Origin of the sequence: Borborobacter xinjiangensis, from assembly GCF_047739745.1 — a bacterium.
In the GTDB taxonomy this organism is placed as follows: Bacteria; Pseudomonadota; Alphaproteobacteria; order Rhizobiales; family Rhizobiaceae; genus Pseudaminobacter.
Genome location: NZ_JBLLVA010000021.1, coordinates 81,391 through 96,886, shown reverse-complemented (window position 1 = coordinate 96,886; position 15,496 = coordinate 81,391). Strand labels below are relative to the sequence as shown.

Annotated in this window: 16 protein-coding genes and 1 pseudogene; 2 read left to right on the top strand and 15 right to left on the bottom strand. The window is 61.2% G+C overall.

What is annotated here, in order from left to right; translation table 11 throughout:
* Positions 1–120: 120 nt before the first annotated feature.
* The 10 genes and pseudogenes from ACLKMW_RS19680 to ACLKMW_RS19635 form a co-directional block, all read right to left on the bottom strand.
* Positions 121–907 (bottom strand): annotated as a pseudogene (locus ACLKMW_RS19680) (IS630 family transposase); the annotation flags it as partial.
* A gap of 197 nt (positions 908–1,104) precedes the next feature.
* Positions 1,105–2,241: a pyrroloquinoline quinone biosynthesis protein PqqE gene (gene pqqE / locus ACLKMW_RS19675; RefSeq protein WP_415726205.1), complete on the bottom strand. Its 1,137-nt coding sequence runs from the start codon at positions 2,239–2,241 to the stop codon at positions 1,105–1,107.
* Positions 2,238–2,534 carry a pyrroloquinoline quinone biosynthesis peptide chaperone PqqD gene (pqqD, locus tag ACLKMW_RS19670; RefSeq protein ID WP_415726204.1) on the bottom strand — a complete coding sequence of 99 codons (297 nt, stop codon included), beginning with the start codon at positions 2,532–2,534 and terminating at the stop codon, positions 2,238–2,240. Before pqqD ends, pqqE begins: the two co-directional genes overlap by 4 nt.
* Positions 2,531–3,289, bottom strand: a complete 759-nt coding sequence (gene pqqC / locus ACLKMW_RS19665; protein WP_415726203.1) for a pyrroloquinoline-quinone synthase PqqC — start codon at positions 3,287–3,289, stop codon at positions 2,531–2,533. Before pqqC ends, pqqD begins: the two co-directional genes overlap by 4 nt.
* On the bottom strand, positions 3,286–4,221 hold the full coding sequence (gene pqqB / locus ACLKMW_RS19660; RefSeq protein WP_415726202.1) for a pyrroloquinoline quinone biosynthesis protein PqqB: 936 nt from the start codon (positions 4,219–4,221) through the stop codon (positions 3,286–3,288). Before pqqB ends, pqqC begins: the two co-directional genes overlap by 4 nt.
* 232 nt (positions 4,222–4,453) lie before the next feature.
* Positions 4,454–4,621: a hypothetical protein gene (locus ACLKMW_RS19655; RefSeq protein WP_415726201.1), complete on the bottom strand. Its 168-nt coding sequence runs from the start codon at positions 4,619–4,621 to the stop codon at positions 4,454–4,456.
* Between the two features lie 110 nt (positions 4,622–4,731).
* A complete protein-coding gene (locus ACLKMW_RS19650; RefSeq protein WP_415726200.1) occupies positions 4,732–5,286 on the bottom strand; it encodes a PQQ-dependent catabolism-associated CXXCW motif protein in 555 nt (184 codons plus the stop codon).
* A gap of 51 nt (positions 5,287–5,337) precedes the next feature.
* Positions 5,338–6,207 carry a substrate-binding domain-containing protein gene (locus ACLKMW_RS19645; RefSeq protein ID WP_415726199.1) on the bottom strand — a complete coding sequence of 290 codons (870 nt, stop codon included), beginning with the start codon at positions 6,205–6,207 and terminating at the stop codon, positions 5,338–5,340.
* Positions 6,204–6,722, bottom strand: coding sequence for a c-type cytochrome, methanol metabolism-related (locus ACLKMW_RS19640; protein ID WP_415726198.1), 519 nt, complete (start codon positions 6,720–6,722; stop codon positions 6,204–6,206). The genes ACLKMW_RS19645 and ACLKMW_RS19640 overlap by 4 nt, the downstream gene beginning before the upstream one ends.
* A 174-nt stretch (positions 6,723–6,896) precedes the next feature.
* Entirely contained in the window at positions 6,897–8,672 is a 1,776-nt protein-coding gene (locus tag ACLKMW_RS19635; RefSeq protein ID WP_415726213.1) for a methanol/ethanol family PQQ-dependent dehydrogenase, read from the bottom strand.
* An 808-nt stretch (positions 8,673–9,480) separates the two neighbouring features.
* Between ACLKMW_RS19635 and ACLKMW_RS19630 the strand changes: the two genes are divergently transcribed.
* Positions 9,481–9,825 (top strand): hypothetical protein, encoded by a 345-nt coding sequence (locus ACLKMW_RS19630; protein WP_415726197.1) that lies wholly within the window; start codon positions 9,481–9,483, stop codon positions 9,823–9,825.
* A gap of 80 nt (positions 9,826–9,905) precedes the next feature.
* On the opposite strand, the gene ACLKMW_RS19625 is transcribed toward ACLKMW_RS19630, so the two are convergent.
* The 5 genes from ACLKMW_RS19625 to ACLKMW_RS19605 all read right to left on the bottom strand — a co-directional run bounded on the left by ACLKMW_RS19625 (position 9,906) and on the right by ACLKMW_RS19605 (position 14,476).
* Complete coding sequence (locus ACLKMW_RS19625; RefSeq protein WP_415726196.1) at positions 9,906–10,766, bottom strand: quinoprotein dehydrogenase-associated SoxYZ-like carrier; 861 nt, start codon at positions 10,764–10,766, stop codon at positions 9,906–9,908.
* A gap of 201 nt (positions 10,767–10,967) precedes the next feature.
* Positions 10,968–11,942, bottom strand: a complete 975-nt coding sequence (locus ACLKMW_RS19620) for a quinoprotein relay system zinc metallohydrolase 2 (RefSeq protein WP_415726195.1) — start codon at positions 11,940–11,942, stop codon at positions 10,968–10,970.
* Positions 11,939–12,688, bottom strand: a complete 750-nt coding sequence (locus ACLKMW_RS19615; RefSeq protein WP_415726212.1) for an ABC transporter ATP-binding protein — start codon at positions 12,686–12,688, stop codon at positions 11,939–11,941. Before ACLKMW_RS19615 ends, ACLKMW_RS19620 begins: the two co-directional genes overlap by 4 nt.
* A complete protein-coding gene (locus ACLKMW_RS19610; RefSeq protein ID WP_415726194.1) occupies positions 12,657–13,487 on the bottom strand; it encodes an ABC transporter permease in 831 nt (276 codons plus the stop codon). The genes ACLKMW_RS19615 and ACLKMW_RS19610 overlap by 32 nt, the downstream gene beginning before the upstream one ends.
* Positions 13,484–14,476: an ABC transporter substrate-binding protein gene (locus tag ACLKMW_RS19605; protein WP_415726193.1), complete on the bottom strand. Its 993-nt coding sequence runs from the start codon at positions 14,474–14,476 to the stop codon at positions 13,484–13,486. Before ACLKMW_RS19605 ends, ACLKMW_RS19610 begins: the two co-directional genes overlap by 4 nt.
* 612 nt (positions 14,477–15,088) lie before the next feature.
* On the opposite strand from ACLKMW_RS19605, the gene ACLKMW_RS19600 reads away from it, so the two are divergent.
* Entirely contained in the window at positions 15,089–15,469 is a 381-nt protein-coding gene (locus ACLKMW_RS19600; protein ID WP_415726191.1) for a c-type cytochrome, read from the top strand.
* The last annotated feature ends 27 nt before the right edge of the window (positions 15,470–15,496 follow it).

Below are 15,496 nucleotides of genomic sequence, written 5' to 3'. Positions count from 1 at the left end.
CGGATATTCATCAGGGCGCGCAACGACCTCGTTGCACATTCAGACGCCGTATACATGGCCGCAACCGACCGGTTCACCAAACCCGATCCGACACCTTGACCCGCAGGAGCCATCCATACACGGATTGAGATCGGGCGAGTAGGGCGGCAGGTACCAGAGCCTGGCGCCGGCGGCGCGGATCATCTGCCGGATGGCGGCCGATTTGTGCGAGCCGAGATTGTCCATCACGACGATGTCGCCGGGTTCCAGCACCGGCACGAGCTGCTGCTCGACATAGGCGCGGAAGCATGGGCCGTTGATCGGTCCGTCGAAGACGCAAGGCGCCGTCAGCCGGTCGTGGCGCAAAGCGCCGAGAAATGTCAGCGTGCGCCAATGGCCATGCGGGGCAAAGCCGCGCAGGCGCTTGCCTCGCGGCCCCCAGCCGTAGAGCGGCGCCATGTTGGTCTTGATCCAGGTCTCGTCGATGAACACCAGGCGTCTCGGATCGAGGCTGGACTGAAAGGAGCGCCAGCGTTGCCGTCGGCGGACAATGTCGGCGCGCGCCTGCTCAAGGGCGAACAGCGTTTTTTTTGAACCGCAGCCCCTCGCGCCGCAGGAACCGCCACACCGTATCGTGCGACACTTTCACCCCACGCGCCGCCAGCTCTTCCTTCAGCCGATGCAGCGACAGATGCGGCGTCTGGTTGATCCGTTCGGCGATGAACGCACGGTGCGGCCCCAATATGTGCTTGCGGTGGCCGCCCATCTTTCCGGGCGCAACAGATCCGCTCGAACGGTAACGCTGCGACCACTTCACCGCCGACGACACGGCAACACCGAAACGAGCCGCTACCGACCGGCAGCTCTCGCCAGCCTCAATCGCGCCAACAACACGCTCACGAAGATCATTCGAAAGAGGTCGCGTCATAGATGCTGGCCTCCTATCCAGCCAGCATCTTGAATCACAAAACAGCCAAAACCGGAATCCCCTCCGATTCAGTCAAGGCCTGAACCGCTCTAGAGCGCCGTGCGTCCAATCGGACGCACAAAGGACGCTCTAACACTTTGATTGAGCATCGGATGTTCCGAAAACCGGATTCCACTTTTCGGTCCGATGCTCTGAGATTACGGTACCGGCTCGGACACGGTTGTGATGCGGCGATAGACGAAGTCCGAGGCTTTCGCATCGGCATCTTCATCGGATCGGGCTGCCGCCAGCGCGTCTTCGATCAGCATGCCCATACGGGCGTGGATCGGCGATTTCACGCAGGCCGGATCGGTTGCAGCCGGATCGCCGGCAATCGCCATGGCCTGGCAGCGGCAGCCGCCCCAGTCGATTTCGCGGCGCTCGCAACTGCGGCAGGGTTCCTGCATCCAGTCTGTGCCGCGAAACGCGTTGAAGGCCGGCGAGTCGGTCCAGATTTCGGCCAGCGTTCTCTCCCCGAAGCGTTCGAATGTCAGCGAACGGATCGTATGCGCGGCATGGCAGGGCAGGACCGTGCCATCGGGCGCGACCATGAAGGCATCGCGCGCCCAGCCGCCCATGCAGGGCTTGGGATAGGTGGCGAAATAGTCCGGCGTGACGAAATCGATATTCATGACGCCGCGCAGCCGCTCGCGCGCCGCCTCGACGATTTCGATCTGCCGCTCGACGGATGCGCGATCCGGCATAAGCGCATCGCGATTGACCAACGCCCAGCCGGAATACTGGACATTGGCGATCTCCAGCCGCTCGGCGCCCAGCTCCAATGCAAGCTCAATGAATTCGGGCACCTCTTCCATATTGTGGCGGTGGATCGGCGCGTTGATGGTGAGTGGCAGGCCAGCGGCCTTGACGCGCCGCGCCGTATCGAGCTTCTTTTCGTGGCCGCCGCGATAGTGGCCGATACGGTCGGTGGTGGCGGCTCGTGCGCCCTGAATGCTTAGCTGCACATGGTCGAGACCGGCTTCGGCCAGCGCCCTTATGCGGCCCTCGGCGATGCCGACGCCGGCGGTGATCAGATTGGTATAGACACCACGCGAGGAGAGCCCGGCCACGAGTTCCTCGAGGTCGCGGCGCAGCGTCGGTTCGCCGCCCGAGAGGTGTACCTGGAGAACGCCGAGATCTGCTGCCTGGTGGAACAGATCGAGCCAGGTCTGCGTGTCGAGTTCACGGTTCGCCTTCAGAAGCTCGACCGGGTTGGAACAGTAGGGACATTGCAGCGGGCAGCGATGCGTCAGTTCGGCCAGCATGCCGATCGGAGGGAGCAGAACTTCGCTCATGATCTCACCAGCAGCTTGTCGGTCCACTCCTGCAGGAAGGTGACCACATCGGGCTCGATGTCTTCTTCCGGAGCGCCGTATTCCGCCGCGAGGGCAGTCACCATCGTGGCCACCGTCGTCTCGCCGTCGCAGCGTCGCAGTATGTCGAGGCTTACCTCGTTCGGCCAGAACACCTTTTCGGGCGACAGGACTGCCCACGCCTGGCGCACCGGATCGAACTGGATGCGGACATGGCGCGGCAAAGCCGGCGTGGACCGGCGCGTGATCGTTGTTCTCTGCCGAAGCGTGTTCATGAGCCTTCATCCGGTCGGAAGGCGCCGGGCGGGATATGGTCCGGCTCGCCATAGGCGTGCATCAGCGCGTCGAGCATAGCCCACAACACATTGCATTTGAACACCAGCGCATTGATAACGCTTTGCTGGCGCTCGGGCGTGTCGGCGTGTTCCAACACATAGGCGAGCGCGAAGTCGGCGTCGCGCGAGGCCTGTTGCGGGCGGGCCGCGAAATAAACCAGCGTGTCTTTGGTGACATAGTCATATTTGGCGAGCATCGCCGGCACGCGCTCGCTGATGATGACCGGCGAAAACAACTCGGTAAGCGAAGAGGCCACCGCCTCCAGCAGCGTGCGGTTGGTGCAGAAGGACAGATAAGCGCCGACGGCGAAGCGGGTTGCCGGCAGTGCCAGCCGCTCGCTGGTCACATCCTCCGCGGCAAGGCCGAGCCCCGTCGCCAGTTTCAGCCATTTGGCGATGCCGCCGCTCCAGCCGTCTTCGCCATCGTGGTCTTCGATACGCTTGCGCCAGGCGGCGCGGAAGGCCGGGTCTTCGGCGCGCGCCAGGATCATCGCGTCCTTGCGCGGAATGACCGCCTGGTAGCAGTAGCGGTTGAGCGCCCAGGCCTGCATCTGGCTTTTCGTCAGCGCGCCTTCGGTCATCTGGTGATGAAAGGGATGACGGTTGTGGTAGCGCTCGGCGCCGACCTGCCGCAGCACCGCCTCCAACTGGCTAGCGGTCAGGCCGTTCTTGGCGGCGTCATGAAAGCCACTCACAGCTCGATCTCCATCCCGTCATGGCCGACTTCCCAGCCGGCTTCCCTGACTGCTGCGTGTTCGGCCGAATTTTCGTCAAGAACCGGATTGGTGTTGTTGATGTGGACGAAGATTCGACGGCCGATATCCAGATCCGCCAGGCCGGCGATCGAGCCGTCCTCGCCCGACATGGCAAGATGGCCCATGCGCCCCCCTGTTTTCGCGCCAACGCCAGCCGTGATCATCTCGTCGTCGGTATAGACGGTTCCGTCGAACAGGACGCATGAAGCGCCGGAAAGACGCGCTCGCAAGCGGTCATCGATGCGCGCGCAGGCGGGAACATAAAACAGCGCGCGACCGGACCGGCCAGGCAAGCGCACCGCAATGGTGTCCCCTTCCTCGGAGCCGTAATTTGCATCGGGCAGGTTCGGATTTTCCAGAAAGAGCGCGACTTTCCCCGGCACGGCGAAAACCTCCATGCGCACGCCGGTGTCATTTCCATCCGCATCGCGGATGGCGAATTCACTGTTCTCCTGAAGGATGCGGCGTGGAACGATGGCCGGATCGAGAACCGAGAAGATGGAATTGGCATCGAGCGCCGCCAATACCTGTCTTGTCGCATAGATGGCGAAGGGCTGGCGCTCGCGCAGGCTGAGCAAGCCGGCGATATGATCGACATCGGCATTGGTCAGCACGACCGCGCGGATCGGCGTGGACCGCAAGGGGGCATCAGCCTGCGGTTGCAATTGTGGGTTTTCGGCAATCTGCTGGCGGATATCGGGTGAGGCGTTGATCAGCACCCAGCGCTCGCCATCGGCGGAAACCGCCAGGCTGGACTGCGTGCGGGCCTTGACGCCCGCCGCACCGGCTCTGGCGGCTCGGCTCAGCCGATAATTGCAGTTCCATTGCGGGAAGCCACCCCCGGCCGCCGATCCGACGATCTTCACGCGCATAGGACATCCATCTGAATTCATCGACATGCGCGGCTGAACGCGCCTGCCTTAAGCTGCGCTTGGAGGTGAGAGTAGCGCCTTTCGCCAAAGAGGGACTCGCTGCGGTCCACAACAGCCCTCTGCGCAGCACCGCCGTCCGATCAGGATCGGTGCTGCCTTGCAATGCCTCAGACGGTCACGCCCCCGCCGAACAGGTGCGTGTCTCCTTCACAGAGACACGCACCCTCGCGGCTTACTTCTTGGGAGTGATTTCAGCAGGCAGATAGCGTGAAATCTCCATGCCTGCCGCAACCTGGCACATGGTAGGTTTCGTCCAGCTTTTCTTCATTCTTTCCTCCTTTGCATCGGCCCCTGAGAAGCCGATTCCGGTTGCGGCCATTGCAGCGGCACCGTTGCGCAATGGCCCTGTCCATCGAGTCACGTACAAGTTACGCAAATGGACAAATGAGAGATCAGGTTCTGAAACTGGAGTTAAACAAATATAGTGTCTTGAATATGGAAATCGAGCCTTCAGGGCTCCACCAGCGGCCTCCTTTCCTCCAGCGGCAACCCGGCTTGCTCCCAGCCATCGACGCCAAGGGGATACCAGATCACCGATTCATATCCCCATTCGATGGCCCGCTTGGCGGCGTTCCATGACATCCAGCAATCGGTCATGCAGTAGAACAGGATAGGCGTCGCCTTACCGGAGGTGTTCGCGGCAAGCGCCTCACGGAAATATGCCGCCTGTTCGGGGGTCAGCGCGCCGTAACCGACATTGGCGAGCCAGATGCTCCCGGGAATGTCCTTTCTGACCTTGTCATGCCAAATCGTGCCGGCCGGCAGGCCCGCCGGCTTCGGTGTGTTCGGCATGACGTCGATGAACACCGCCTCCTTGTTGCGCCACAGGGTTTCAGCCTCCTGTGTGGTCACCACGCGCGCGCCCTTCAGCGTGTCGGGAACCGGAGCCCTGTACTCGTCCATGCGGTAGTCGGCGGGCTCGTTCACGCCCCCGGCCAAGACGGGAGAGTGCAGTGAACCAAGAAGGCCCGCCAGGAGCAGCACGATTATTTCCTTTCCCTTCATTGCCTTCGGCTTTCGCCAAATCCGCTAAGGCAGCCTGCTGCGCACACGGTTCTATTGCGTGATCGGTCTGTCCTGTTCGTCGAGCAGCGGCACGTTGTACTCAAGCAGGAGCTTGTTGATCTCGTCCTGGTTTTCCCTGATGAACTTGTTGAGCGTGCGCTTCCATTCCTGATCGGACGGACGCACCCCCATGGTGATGCGGTAGGACATTCGCGACCCGACCTTCTCCTTCACCAGCGGAACGATCGCCAGGTCGGCCTTGGCCTCTTTCACATAGTAGCCGGCCATCGGTCCCCACAGGACGGCCGCATCGATGAGGCCGCTTTGCATGTCCTTGATCATCAGTTCGGCCATCGATGGCGCAATCCGCGTGTCGACAGACAGCGGGTAGATCTTCGCATTACGCATGAGCTTGGCGGCCGCCATGTTCGCCGAGGGCGGGGTGCCGCCAACGACGCCGATCTTCTTGTCGGCCAGCTTCGGATCCTCGATCGTGTCGACTCCGTCGAGGTCGCCGCCCTTGGGATAGACCAAGACATAGGTCGAGCGGTAATAGGCGTTGGTGTTCTGCACCAGTTCGTCGCCCTGGGCATAGCCCATGATGATGTCGCAGCGATTGGCCCGCAGCGTGTTGCGCACGAAGCCCATCACCATCGGAAACCATGTGTAGGAAACCGATTTGCGGCCGAGCTTGGCCGCGACAAGTTCGGCCAGCTTGTTCTCGAAGCCTTGGCCGTTCTTGTCGGTGAAAGGCATGTTCGACGGATCGGCGCAAACGCGCAGCACCTCCGGATCGACGAGTTCGCCCGCGGCACCCAGGCCGGCGCCCTGTGCGAAGGCCGTGCCGGGCAGGGCGGCGGCCATCGCAATGGCCGCGATGGCCGGTTTGAAGCCGATGAGGTTGCGTCGGGCCATCGTCATCCACCCATGCAGGAAGCTTCGTGTTCCTTGGCGCCTTCGGGCTTGTCAGCCTTTTTGGGCGGGCGGCCACGCGGCAGGTCGCCCACCGCGCGTGCGCGCAAATAGACGTAGAGGTCATCCATGTAGCAATAGACGTTCTTGTTGTCGCCAAAGGCCGGCATGACGCTTTCCTTGCCGCCGCCGACATTCTTGCGGCCCTCCGCGACGATGGAAATGAAGGTTCCGTAGTCCATCGTCTTCAATGAGGTGGCCAGTGCCGGGGCATAGCTGGAGCCGACGCCGTCAGGCCCATGACAAACATGGCAATCCGAATGATAGCGGCGGTAGCCGCTGAATGTGTACCAGTCCACCTCGCCGTTCTCGAACTTGAAGGTCGGGTTGCCGTCGGCATCGAAATATTTCCCGCCCTCCTCGGAGGCGACCGCGGCAGCGGCCTTGTCGTCGGCCTGAGCAGGGCCAAGGCCGCCGGTGAGGAGAAGCAGAGCGAGAGCTGGAAATGCGATGCGGACTGACATTCAAAACCTCGTGTTTGTCACAGCATGTCGCAACGCCCGTAGTCTGAACGCTGCAGGGGGAGCATGTAGATATTCGGTGCGAACGCGAGCGCCCGGAAGCGAGTTCCGATGTTCCGGGCTCTCGTTTTCGACGCCTGCCTGCCTGGCAGGCGTTAGCCGGTCACTTCCGAAGCGTCAGTCCGGAAGACCGAAGACGGTCAGCTGGCCGCCGAGCGTCGTATAGTCGGCAAGCGCGGCATAACCGCCAACCGCGCCAAGGCCGGCCGTTCCAACGCTGGTCGCTTCGTCGGTCGGCGCGTTCTCACCGGAGACAGCAGTTTGCCAAGCCGCCGCGTTCTCAGGCGACAGAAGGCCGCCGGCGAGGCCGATGCCAGCCCAGCCGCCAACACCGGAGAGAACGGCGATGTACTGCTTGCCGCCATGCTCATAGGTGGTGATGTTGCCGATGATGCCCGACGGGGTCTTGAACTTGTAAAGCTCCTTGCCGTCGGTATCGACCGCCTTGATGTAGCCTTCCAGCGTGCCGTAGAAGACAACGTCGCCGTCGGTGGCAAGCGCGCCCGACCAGACCGAGAACTGCTCGGGGACAGACCAGACGATCTCACCCTTTGCCGCATCCCAGGCGATGAAGTTGCCCATGCCGCCATGGCTGTTCGGGGTCGGATACATGGAAACCGTCGCGCCGACATAGGGCTGTCCGGCGGTGTAGCTTACCCGATAAGGCTCATAGTCCATGCAGACATGGTTGGTCGGCACGTAGAACAGGCCGGTCTTCGGCGAATAGGCCGCCGGTTGCTGGTCCTTGGTGCCAAGTGCCGCCGGGCATACGCCGGTGGTGTTGGTGTCTTCACCGTTCTGCTGGGTCGAATATTTCGCCACGACCTGCGGGCGGCCATATTGGTCGCTGTTCTTGTCCATGACGACTTCGGTGGCCCAGTTCACCGTCGGATCGTACTTCTTGGCGACGAGAAGCTCGCCCGTGCCGCGATCCAGCGTGTAGGCGAAGCCGTTGCGGTCGAAGTGCACCAGAACGTCGTGCTTGGCGCCGTTGACCTCCATGTCGTCGACGAGAATGTTCTCGTTGATGCCGTCATAGTCCCACTCGTCGTGCGGCGTCATCTGGTAGAGCCATTTGGCCATGCCGGTGTCGGCATCGCGGGCCATGAGGGTCATCGACCAGCGATTGTCGCCGGGGCGCTGTACCGGGTTCCAGGTCGATGGATTGCCGGTTCCGTAATAGATCAGGTTCAGCTCCGGATCATAGGAGTACCAGCCCCAGGTCGTTCCGCCACCGGTCTTCCACTGCTCGCCTTCCCAGGTGTTCATGCCGGAATCCTTGCCGACAGGCTTGCCGAGATGCGTGGTTTTTTCCGGGTCGATGAGCGTCTCGGCGTCCGGCCCGGTGGAATAGGCCTTCCACGCCAGCGAGCCATCCTTCAGATTGTAGGCGGCGATCCAGCCGCGAACACCGAATTCGGCGCCTGATACGCCGATGATGACCTTATCCTTGACGACCATCGGCGCGGACGTGCCGGATTCGCCCTTGCTGCCGTCAATCTGGTCGCCGTTCTTGACCGACCAGGCGACTTTACCGGTCTTGGCATCGAGCGCCACGACCGTCGTGTCGGCCTGGTTCAGGATGATCTTGCCGTCGCCATAGGCGACACCGCGATTGACCGTATCGCAGCACATGATGGGGATAACGTTCGGGTCCTGCTTGGGCTCGTACTTCCACAGAATCTTGCCGTCATTGTTGAGGTCGAGCGCATAGACGATGTTCGGGAACGGCGTGTGCACATACATGACGTCGCCGATGATCAACGGTCCGCCTTCGTGCCCACGCAGCACGCCGGTTGAGAAAGTCCATTTGACCTGCAGGTCCTTCACATTCTCCTTGGTGATCTGGTTCAGCTTGGAAAAACGGGTATTCGCATAGTCGCCTGTCGGCATTGCCCAGTTCTTGGCATCGGCGGCCAGTTTGGCCAGGTCTTCATTTGCCAGTGCACCAGACGACGCGCCGCACGCCAGAAACGCCGCAGTCGTCAGAATGTAGGTAGCCTTGTTTAGTACACGCATCAAAGTCCTCCCGAGGTTCACAATGGCGAATCACTCACCTCGCCCACGAGGGCTTGCCCAAGCGATTCATGCGGGGGAAGTATTTCCGGCAGCGTGTCACGACCTAAGCCAGATGAGCGGAGGGCACCATTACCGCCCATCCCACTTGGCCTACGAAAGACTGTCGCCGCTCCCTAGTGACGGTGACGCCCTTTGAAGCCGGAAACAAGGAAAGGCTATGTCAGAAAGTTGACCATGGCAAGCACAAACGGGTAGGTTTATGCTGCAATGCGGTAGATATTATACTGCAACGCAATAATAATTGAATGTTCTTCTGATAAAAGATTCATTCTAGAATAACTATTATCAAAATTGGCCTTGATGGGCATGCATAGAAGTATGAATAATATTTATATGAGTGACGTTTTCGAAGCAGTTCTTCAACGCGCCTTGTTGTAGTCTGCGAAGGCGCTGCTTGGAGGCGATCGGGTGCCTCGCAAGCCGATATCGCTCGATAACATCTGCGCAAGCTGAATAGATCCGAATCCGCCGGACGGAAAATTCGGGAGCGAGCCGGGGTTGTCCGGTTTTCGCCAGCCTCTGCTCGGTCTTGAGGGCCATCCTCCTTTGGTCTTATATTGCCTGCTCATCCTCACGCGCATCATCTGCAACGCCTCATCCGAGCCTTGGGAGGAAGATCACCATGATTTCGCGATTGCGGATTCTGCTTGCGGCGAGCCTGGTTTTTGCCGGCGCCTGGCCGTCATATGCCGCCAACGACTATCCGACTGCAGCCCTTGCCGACTATGTCTTCGGCTGCATGAAATCCAACGGCGAAACCAACGAGATGCTCGAACGGTGCTCCTGCTCCATAGACGTGATCTCGTCGATCGTGCCGTATGAGGATTATGTGGCCGCTGAAACGTTCAAGCGAATGTCGCTTACCACCGGTGAGGCAGCCGGCCTGTTCCGCGAAAGCGCGCCGGCGAAGGCGAAAAGCACCGAATTGAAGCGGGCGCAGGCGGAAGCCGACATGCGCTGCTTCTGAGTTGCGTTGCTCTGCGACCGCCGGTTCCGTCGACCGCCGGGCATAAAGCCCGGCTGTCCAAGCTTGCATGAAGCCCTAAGTTAGAGGCCGGCCGCTTCCAGCGGCCACTTGTCGCCGAACACCTGGCCCTTGGTGTCTGTCGCCTCGACGCGGATTTCGCCTTTTCCATCCGACTTGTAGTCGAACCGGAAGTTTGGATCCTCCGAAATGGAGATTCCGCCTTCCATGCTGAAGATCGGCCGGTCACCTTGCGAAACGGTCAGTTGATGGATGAAGTGCGGCGGAATGAAATAGTGCGTCAGCGGGTCTTTCTGCAGACCGGAATTGTTGGGGTGACGGATCATCACCTGCAATTCCTGTGACGCACCATCGGCGGATTCCGCCTGGCTGAACTGACGCAGCTTCATCTGGCCCATGGTCTTCCTGGCTTCGGCCGCGTTCTTGACGGCCGGCGCGGAACATCCGCCGGATGCCTTGACGAAGGTTTCCGCCATATGGAGCTTGCCGTCCGGGGTCTCGGCGATCACCCGTATGAACGAATAGTCGTCAACGCGCAGCCGGGTTGCCAGATGCGTCACGCCGGCGTCGTTTCCGAACTTGAATGTCGCGGCGACGGGCGAGGGGTTCACGTCGACGATCAGGGTCAGCGCCTTCAAGCCTTCGGGCGCCTTCTTCGGATCGACGAAGATATCGACCGGAACGAGTGCTGCGTCTTGCGCACGCTTCGGTGCGTCGAGACGCACGATGCCGGTGTCGGTCTGGATGGCCTTGTCGCCGAACACGTCGGTCTTCAGCCCGTCCCAGATATTGCTCGACCGTATGTTGGCGCTCTCGGCGTGGGCTGTTCCGGGCAAACCCCCGCTCAATCCGGCTACTGCCAGTATAAGGGCTGCAATGCCTGAAACGATCGTCCGCCGGCGGCCATGTCGGAAATCTCGCATTTCATGCCTCCACGATACCCATTGCGCATTCGCCATCAACGGTTCCCCCGCACAAGCGAACACGCGCAATCAAAGCTTCAGCATATCGTCCGGACAGTCGTGACATGCTGGCCGTGGTGCCCAGCGCGCTGGAACAATAAGCCAGGATCGGCCGATTGGCAACGAACTGCCCTTACTCGTCACCACGACCGAAAGTGCAACTCATTCCCATTCGAGCTCGGCATAGGCGGCAGTGGCGTTGCGTTCATTGTATTCGTCGAACAACGACCAGTCATCGCGGGCACCCGATCCGGCGGTCTTGACCGCCTCCGCCAGGGGCTGGCCCTTGGAGATTGCCTTGCGAATATCGGCCGCCAGCGCCTCGAAATAGCGCGTCTGCGCTTCCAATGCGGCGGGCCAAGGGGCAGAGGCAGGGCCGTGACCGGGAACGACGCGGGCTGCCTCGATGGTCCGAAGCTCGGGGGTCTGGCGAAGCCATCCGAGAAGTGAGCCGTCAAGCGTCGGCAGATGTCCCATGAAGACCAGATCGCCGGCGAACAACGTGCGGCTCGCGGTGTCGAACACCGTCAGATCATTGTCCGTGTGAGCCGCTTCCCAGGCGCGCAGCTCGATGCGACGCCCGCCGAGGTCGAGTTCCAGCCGCTTGTCGACCGTTAGGGACGGAGGAACGATCTCGATGTCCCTCATCAGGGCCTCGCCAAGCTGTTCGCGATAGCTTTTCAGATAGAATGCGCCTCGCGCTTCGAGCGCACGCGGCAAGTTGTGGTGGCCCACCACCACGGCGCCGATGTCGCGGAACGCCGCGTTGCCGAACAGATGATCTGGGTGCATGTGGGTGTTGACAACATAACGCACCGGCTTGTCGGTGATCTTGCGGATCGCGGCGATGAACGACTTTGCCTCGGCGATGCTGCCGCCGCTGTCGATCACCGCCGCCGCTTCATTGCCGACGATCAGACCGAGATTGCAGATGGCGCCCTGGTTTTCTTCGGACACCAGTTCATAGGCACCGGAAAACGAATAGACGCCGTCGGCGATCTGCTCGAGCGTGAATTCACGCTCCTTGCCGGCAGCATTCGAACTGCTTCCAAGGCATGGAGCGATTGCCGCGCCGGCGCCGAACAAGGCCATGACCTTGAGGAGATTTCTGCGCAGCGGGTCGGGCGCCATGGTCATTGCCTTGCCAAAATTCCCGGAAATTTCTGTTCGAAGGACCGAGCCAGATCGTTCATGACCTGTATGTTTCGGTATTGACGCGGCAGACGGACGTCAAAAATGCCAACGACATGCCCCGGCCGCTGCGACAGGACGATGATGCGGTCCGAAAGCAGCAGCGCCTCGCGCACATTGTGGGTCACCATCAAGGCGGTCGTCGGCCGGGCGGACCAGACGTTTAGCAGCAGATTGCGCAGGCCCGCAGCCGTCTGCTCGTCCAGCGAGACGAAGGGCTCGTCGAGAAACAGCACGGTCGGCTCAGTGGCGAAGGCGCGCGCCAGCGCCACCCGGCGGGCAAGCCCCAGAGAGAGTTCGGAAGGGTAGAGCGAACGCATTCCGGAGAGTCCGAGCCGGTCGAAGAGCCCGTCCAGATCGGCGCCTCGAAGGCTCTTGGGCAGGGCCAGCCGGACATTCTGCTCCACCGTTCGCCATGGCAGCAGGGTCGGCTCCTGGAAGACGGCAGCGACGCGGCCATTGCGGTCCGCCGGCAGATGAAAAGAGCCCGAGAAATCGGTATCGAGGCCAAGCAGGATGCGCAGCGTCGTAGTCTTGCCGCAGCCGGAGGGGCCAAGCAGACAGGCGAATTCGCCCTCTCTTACCTCGAAGGACAAATCCTCGAGGGCTTTCACCGAAACGCCCTGCGCCGAACGGAAAATCTTCTCGGCGATGTCCACCTTAAGCGGGGCGGCCGCGCCAACGGGTTGCATATCGTTCAAAGGGCTGCACCAGAAGCATTTCGACGAGAAGCATGACGGCCACGAAAGCCAGCGTATAGGCGAGGATCGCCCCAACCTCGAACAGTTGGAAATGAAGGTAGATCTGGAAGCCGACGCCATTGGAGCGACCAAGCAGTTCGACGACGAGGACGATCTTCCAGATGAGCGAGATGCCGGAGCGCGAGGCGGCGGCCAGATAGGGCTGGAGTTGCGGCAGCAAGATGTGCCGGATGCGGTCGAGCGGACTGAAGCGATACACCGTCGCCATTTCAGCATAACGCGGGTCGAGCGCGCGGGCACCTTCCCGCATGGTGACGATCACATTGGGAATCTTGTTGACCGCCACCGCGCCGATTGCGGCGACCTCATTGAGGCCGAACCAGATATAGGCAAGCACGATGATGACAAGCGCCGGTATGTTGAGGAACAGGACCACCCAGGCGTTGAAGAACTGGTCGGCGCGGCGATGCATGCCGAGGAACACACCGATTACCGTGCCTATGCTCATGGCGAGCGCGAACGAAATGGCCACTCGGCCGAGCGTTACGCCGAGATGATAGGGCAGCTCGCCATTCGCCGTCTCGTTGACAAGCACGCGCCAGACCTCGGCAGGTGGCGGGAACGCGCGGCTTGGCCAGATCGTTGCCGTGAGATTCCACAGGACGAGCAGCACCAGCAGCGAGATTGCTACCGTCAGCGGAGGCGCAAGCGTCGGGAGAAGCCGTCTTGGACCCCGCGTCGTCGCGGCTGACCAGCCCTGTGCTTCGTTCGGCGCGCCTTGCCCGTTCATTGGGTCAGTTTCGGCCAGAATGTTCCGGGCGCCATTTCGCGCGCCTCGCCGACCAGCTTCTCGCCGCCGAGATCGGCGAGCACGCGATAGAGCTTTGCCGCGTCGGCTTCGTCCTCGGCGGGTCGTCGTGTCGGAATGCCTTCGCGATAGCGGGTACGCAGCGTCTCCAGTTCTCGGCCTTCGGCGCGCATCAGCGGCGCCAGCCGCTGCCATTCCGCATCCGATGTCGCCAGCAGTTGCTTGGCGGCGGCGGACGCCTTGACAAAGCCCATCGCGGCCACCGGGTTCTCATCTGCCCATTTGTCGTGAAAGACATAGCCCAGCGCCGACACCGGCCCGCTGGCCCCCAGAGCCTTGGCCGCCTCCTCGGCGCTGACCAGACGGCGAAAACCGTTTGCCTCGAGCCGTGCGCAGAAATGCCAGAAATTCAGAACCGCATCGAGTTCGCCCTGCATCGCCTTTTCCGAAAGCAGGGGCGGCGCCCCGAATACGACTTCGCTGCTCGACGGCAGATCCATGCCGTGGTCGCGTGCGGCCAGGCCCTGGATGAGCAGCCAGCTCTTGTCGAGCGACCCGCCGGCGACGCCGATCTTCTTGCCCTGCAAGTCGCCGATGGTTTTGATCGAGGAGTCTTCCTTGACCATGATCGCGCCGACGGCCGACGAATAGGGAACAAGCGTGAGATCGTCGCCCAGCGAGCGCTGGCGCGATACCCACAGCCAGTCGGAGACGATCACGTCGATTTCACCGGCAAGCAGTGCGACATTGGTGGCGTCTTCTCCGGCGAAATAGACGATTTCCGCTTCGATGCCGTTTGCAGCATCGAAGCGGTGATGCTTGAGCGTATCCAGCTCCCAACTCACCGTGCCGAATTTCAGCACGCCGATACGCACCTTGTCGGCGGCAAGCACCTTTGTGGGCTGCATGCCGAGGGTCGTGGTAGCGGCGAGCATGGTGAGCCGCAAAAGATCGCGCCTGGAGGCTAGCACATCGGATACTCCCAATGACGATTGGAGCGGCTGTCGATCAGATTGCCCGCCCGTGGTCCGGAAAGTTGCACTTCCAACGAACAACCTTGTGCTTTGGGTGCTGCTCGGTCCATTTCGCAATTTCAGGAGGGGCCAGGAGCATGCACTGGAACAGGGAGCCATGGCTCTCGAAATAGAGGTGCTCGACACGGCACTGACTAGGGTTGGCGGTCAGGCATACCGTCAGGACCAAGTCGACCATGTTCATTTCAGCGCCTCTCGCCGTTCCGGCGTTCGTCCGCGAACGACCGCTCCGAGCCACGGAACGATTTATCGCTCAAACTTCCCGAGGTGCCATCGGGAAAGGGCCAAGGCTACGCGTTCGCTCCAGAGGCGTCAACAAAGGATACCGGGGCCGCCGACGAGGGCAGCGAGGGCCAAAAGGTCGCGCTTTCTGGACATTCGTACGATTGACTTCCAGCCAACTCTATTTAGCTTTTGCAGGCGCACATGCCGTTATTTGCCAGAAAAGACAACAAACCCTGTCGCCGACATGAAAAAGCGCATGTTGTCGGAAATAACAACGGCCTTCGCAATTGCCCAGGGCACCCTGGAGATTCATGAGGAAACGCCATGCGTTCAATAGCACTTTTCGTAGCCATTTCTGCAGCCGGCCTGTTGGCCACGCAAGCCCAGGCGCAGGACGCCGCAGCCGGCGAAAAGGTATTCAACAGATGCAAGGCCTGCCACGTCGCCGACACGGATCAGAACAAGGTCGGTCCTTCGCTCAAGGGCGTGATCGGCAAGACGGCGGGTACGCATGAGGGTTTCAAATACTCTCCGGCCATGGTCAAGGCCGGCGAAGGGGGCCTGGTCTGGAACGATGAGACGCTGGCAGAATTTCTCCGCGCGCCGAAGACCATGGTCAAGGGCACCAAGATGGCGTTCGCCGGCCTGAAAAAGGACGACGAAATCGCCAATGTCATCGCCTATCTGAAGCAATTCTCCGAATAAGCCAAACAGGCCCTATAGGAAGCAACG

Bases quoted from the DNA above. Each gene is read 5' to 3' on its own strand.
- pqqE (WP_415726205.1), bottom strand. From the start codon at position 2,241: ATGAGCGAAGTTCTGCTCCCTCCGATCGGCATGCTGGCCGAACTGACG.
- pqqD (WP_415726204.1), bottom strand. From the start codon at position 2,534: ATGAACACGCTTCGGCAGAGAACAACGATCACGCGCCGGTCCACGCCG.
- pqqB (WP_415726202.1), bottom strand. From the start codon at position 4,221: ATGCGCGTGAAGATCGTCGGATCGGCGGCCGGGGGTGGCTTCCCGCAA.
- ACLKMW_RS19650 (WP_415726200.1), bottom strand. From the start codon at position 5,286: ATGAAGGGAAAGGAAATAATCGTGCTGCTCCTGGCGGGCCTTCTTGGT.
- ACLKMW_RS19645 (WP_415726199.1), bottom strand. From the start codon at position 6,207: ATGACGATGGCCCGACGCAACCTCATCGGCTTCAAACCGGCCATCGCG.
- ACLKMW_RS19640 (WP_415726198.1), bottom strand. From the start codon at position 6,722: ATGTCAGTCCGCATCGCATTTCCAGCTCTCGCTCTGCTTCTCCTCACC.
- ACLKMW_RS19635 (WP_415726213.1), bottom strand. From the start codon at position 8,672: ATGCCGACAGGCGACTATGCGAATACCCGTTTTTCCAAGCTGAACCAG.
- ACLKMW_RS19630 (WP_415726197.1), top strand. From the start codon at position 9,481: ATGATTTCGCGATTGCGGATTCTGCTTGCGGCGAGCCTGGTTTTTGCC.
- ACLKMW_RS19625 (WP_415726196.1), bottom strand. From the start codon at position 10,766: ATGCGAGATTTCCGACATGGCCGCCGGCGGACGATCGTTTCAGGCATT.
- ACLKMW_RS19620 (WP_415726195.1), bottom strand. From the start codon at position 11,942: ATGACCATGGCGCCCGACCCGCTGCGCAGAAATCTCCTCAAGGTCATG.
- ACLKMW_RS19615 (WP_415726212.1), bottom strand. From the start codon at position 12,688: ATGCAACCCGTTGGCGCGGCCGCCCCGCTTAAGGTGGACATCGCCGAG.
- ACLKMW_RS19610 (WP_415726194.1), bottom strand. From the start codon at position 13,487: ATGAACGGGCAAGGCGCGCCGAACGAAGCACAGGGCTGGTCAGCCGCG.
- ACLKMW_RS19600 (WP_415726191.1), top strand. From the start codon at position 15,089: ATGCGTTCAATAGCACTTTTCGTAGCCATTTCTGCAGCCGGCCTGTTG.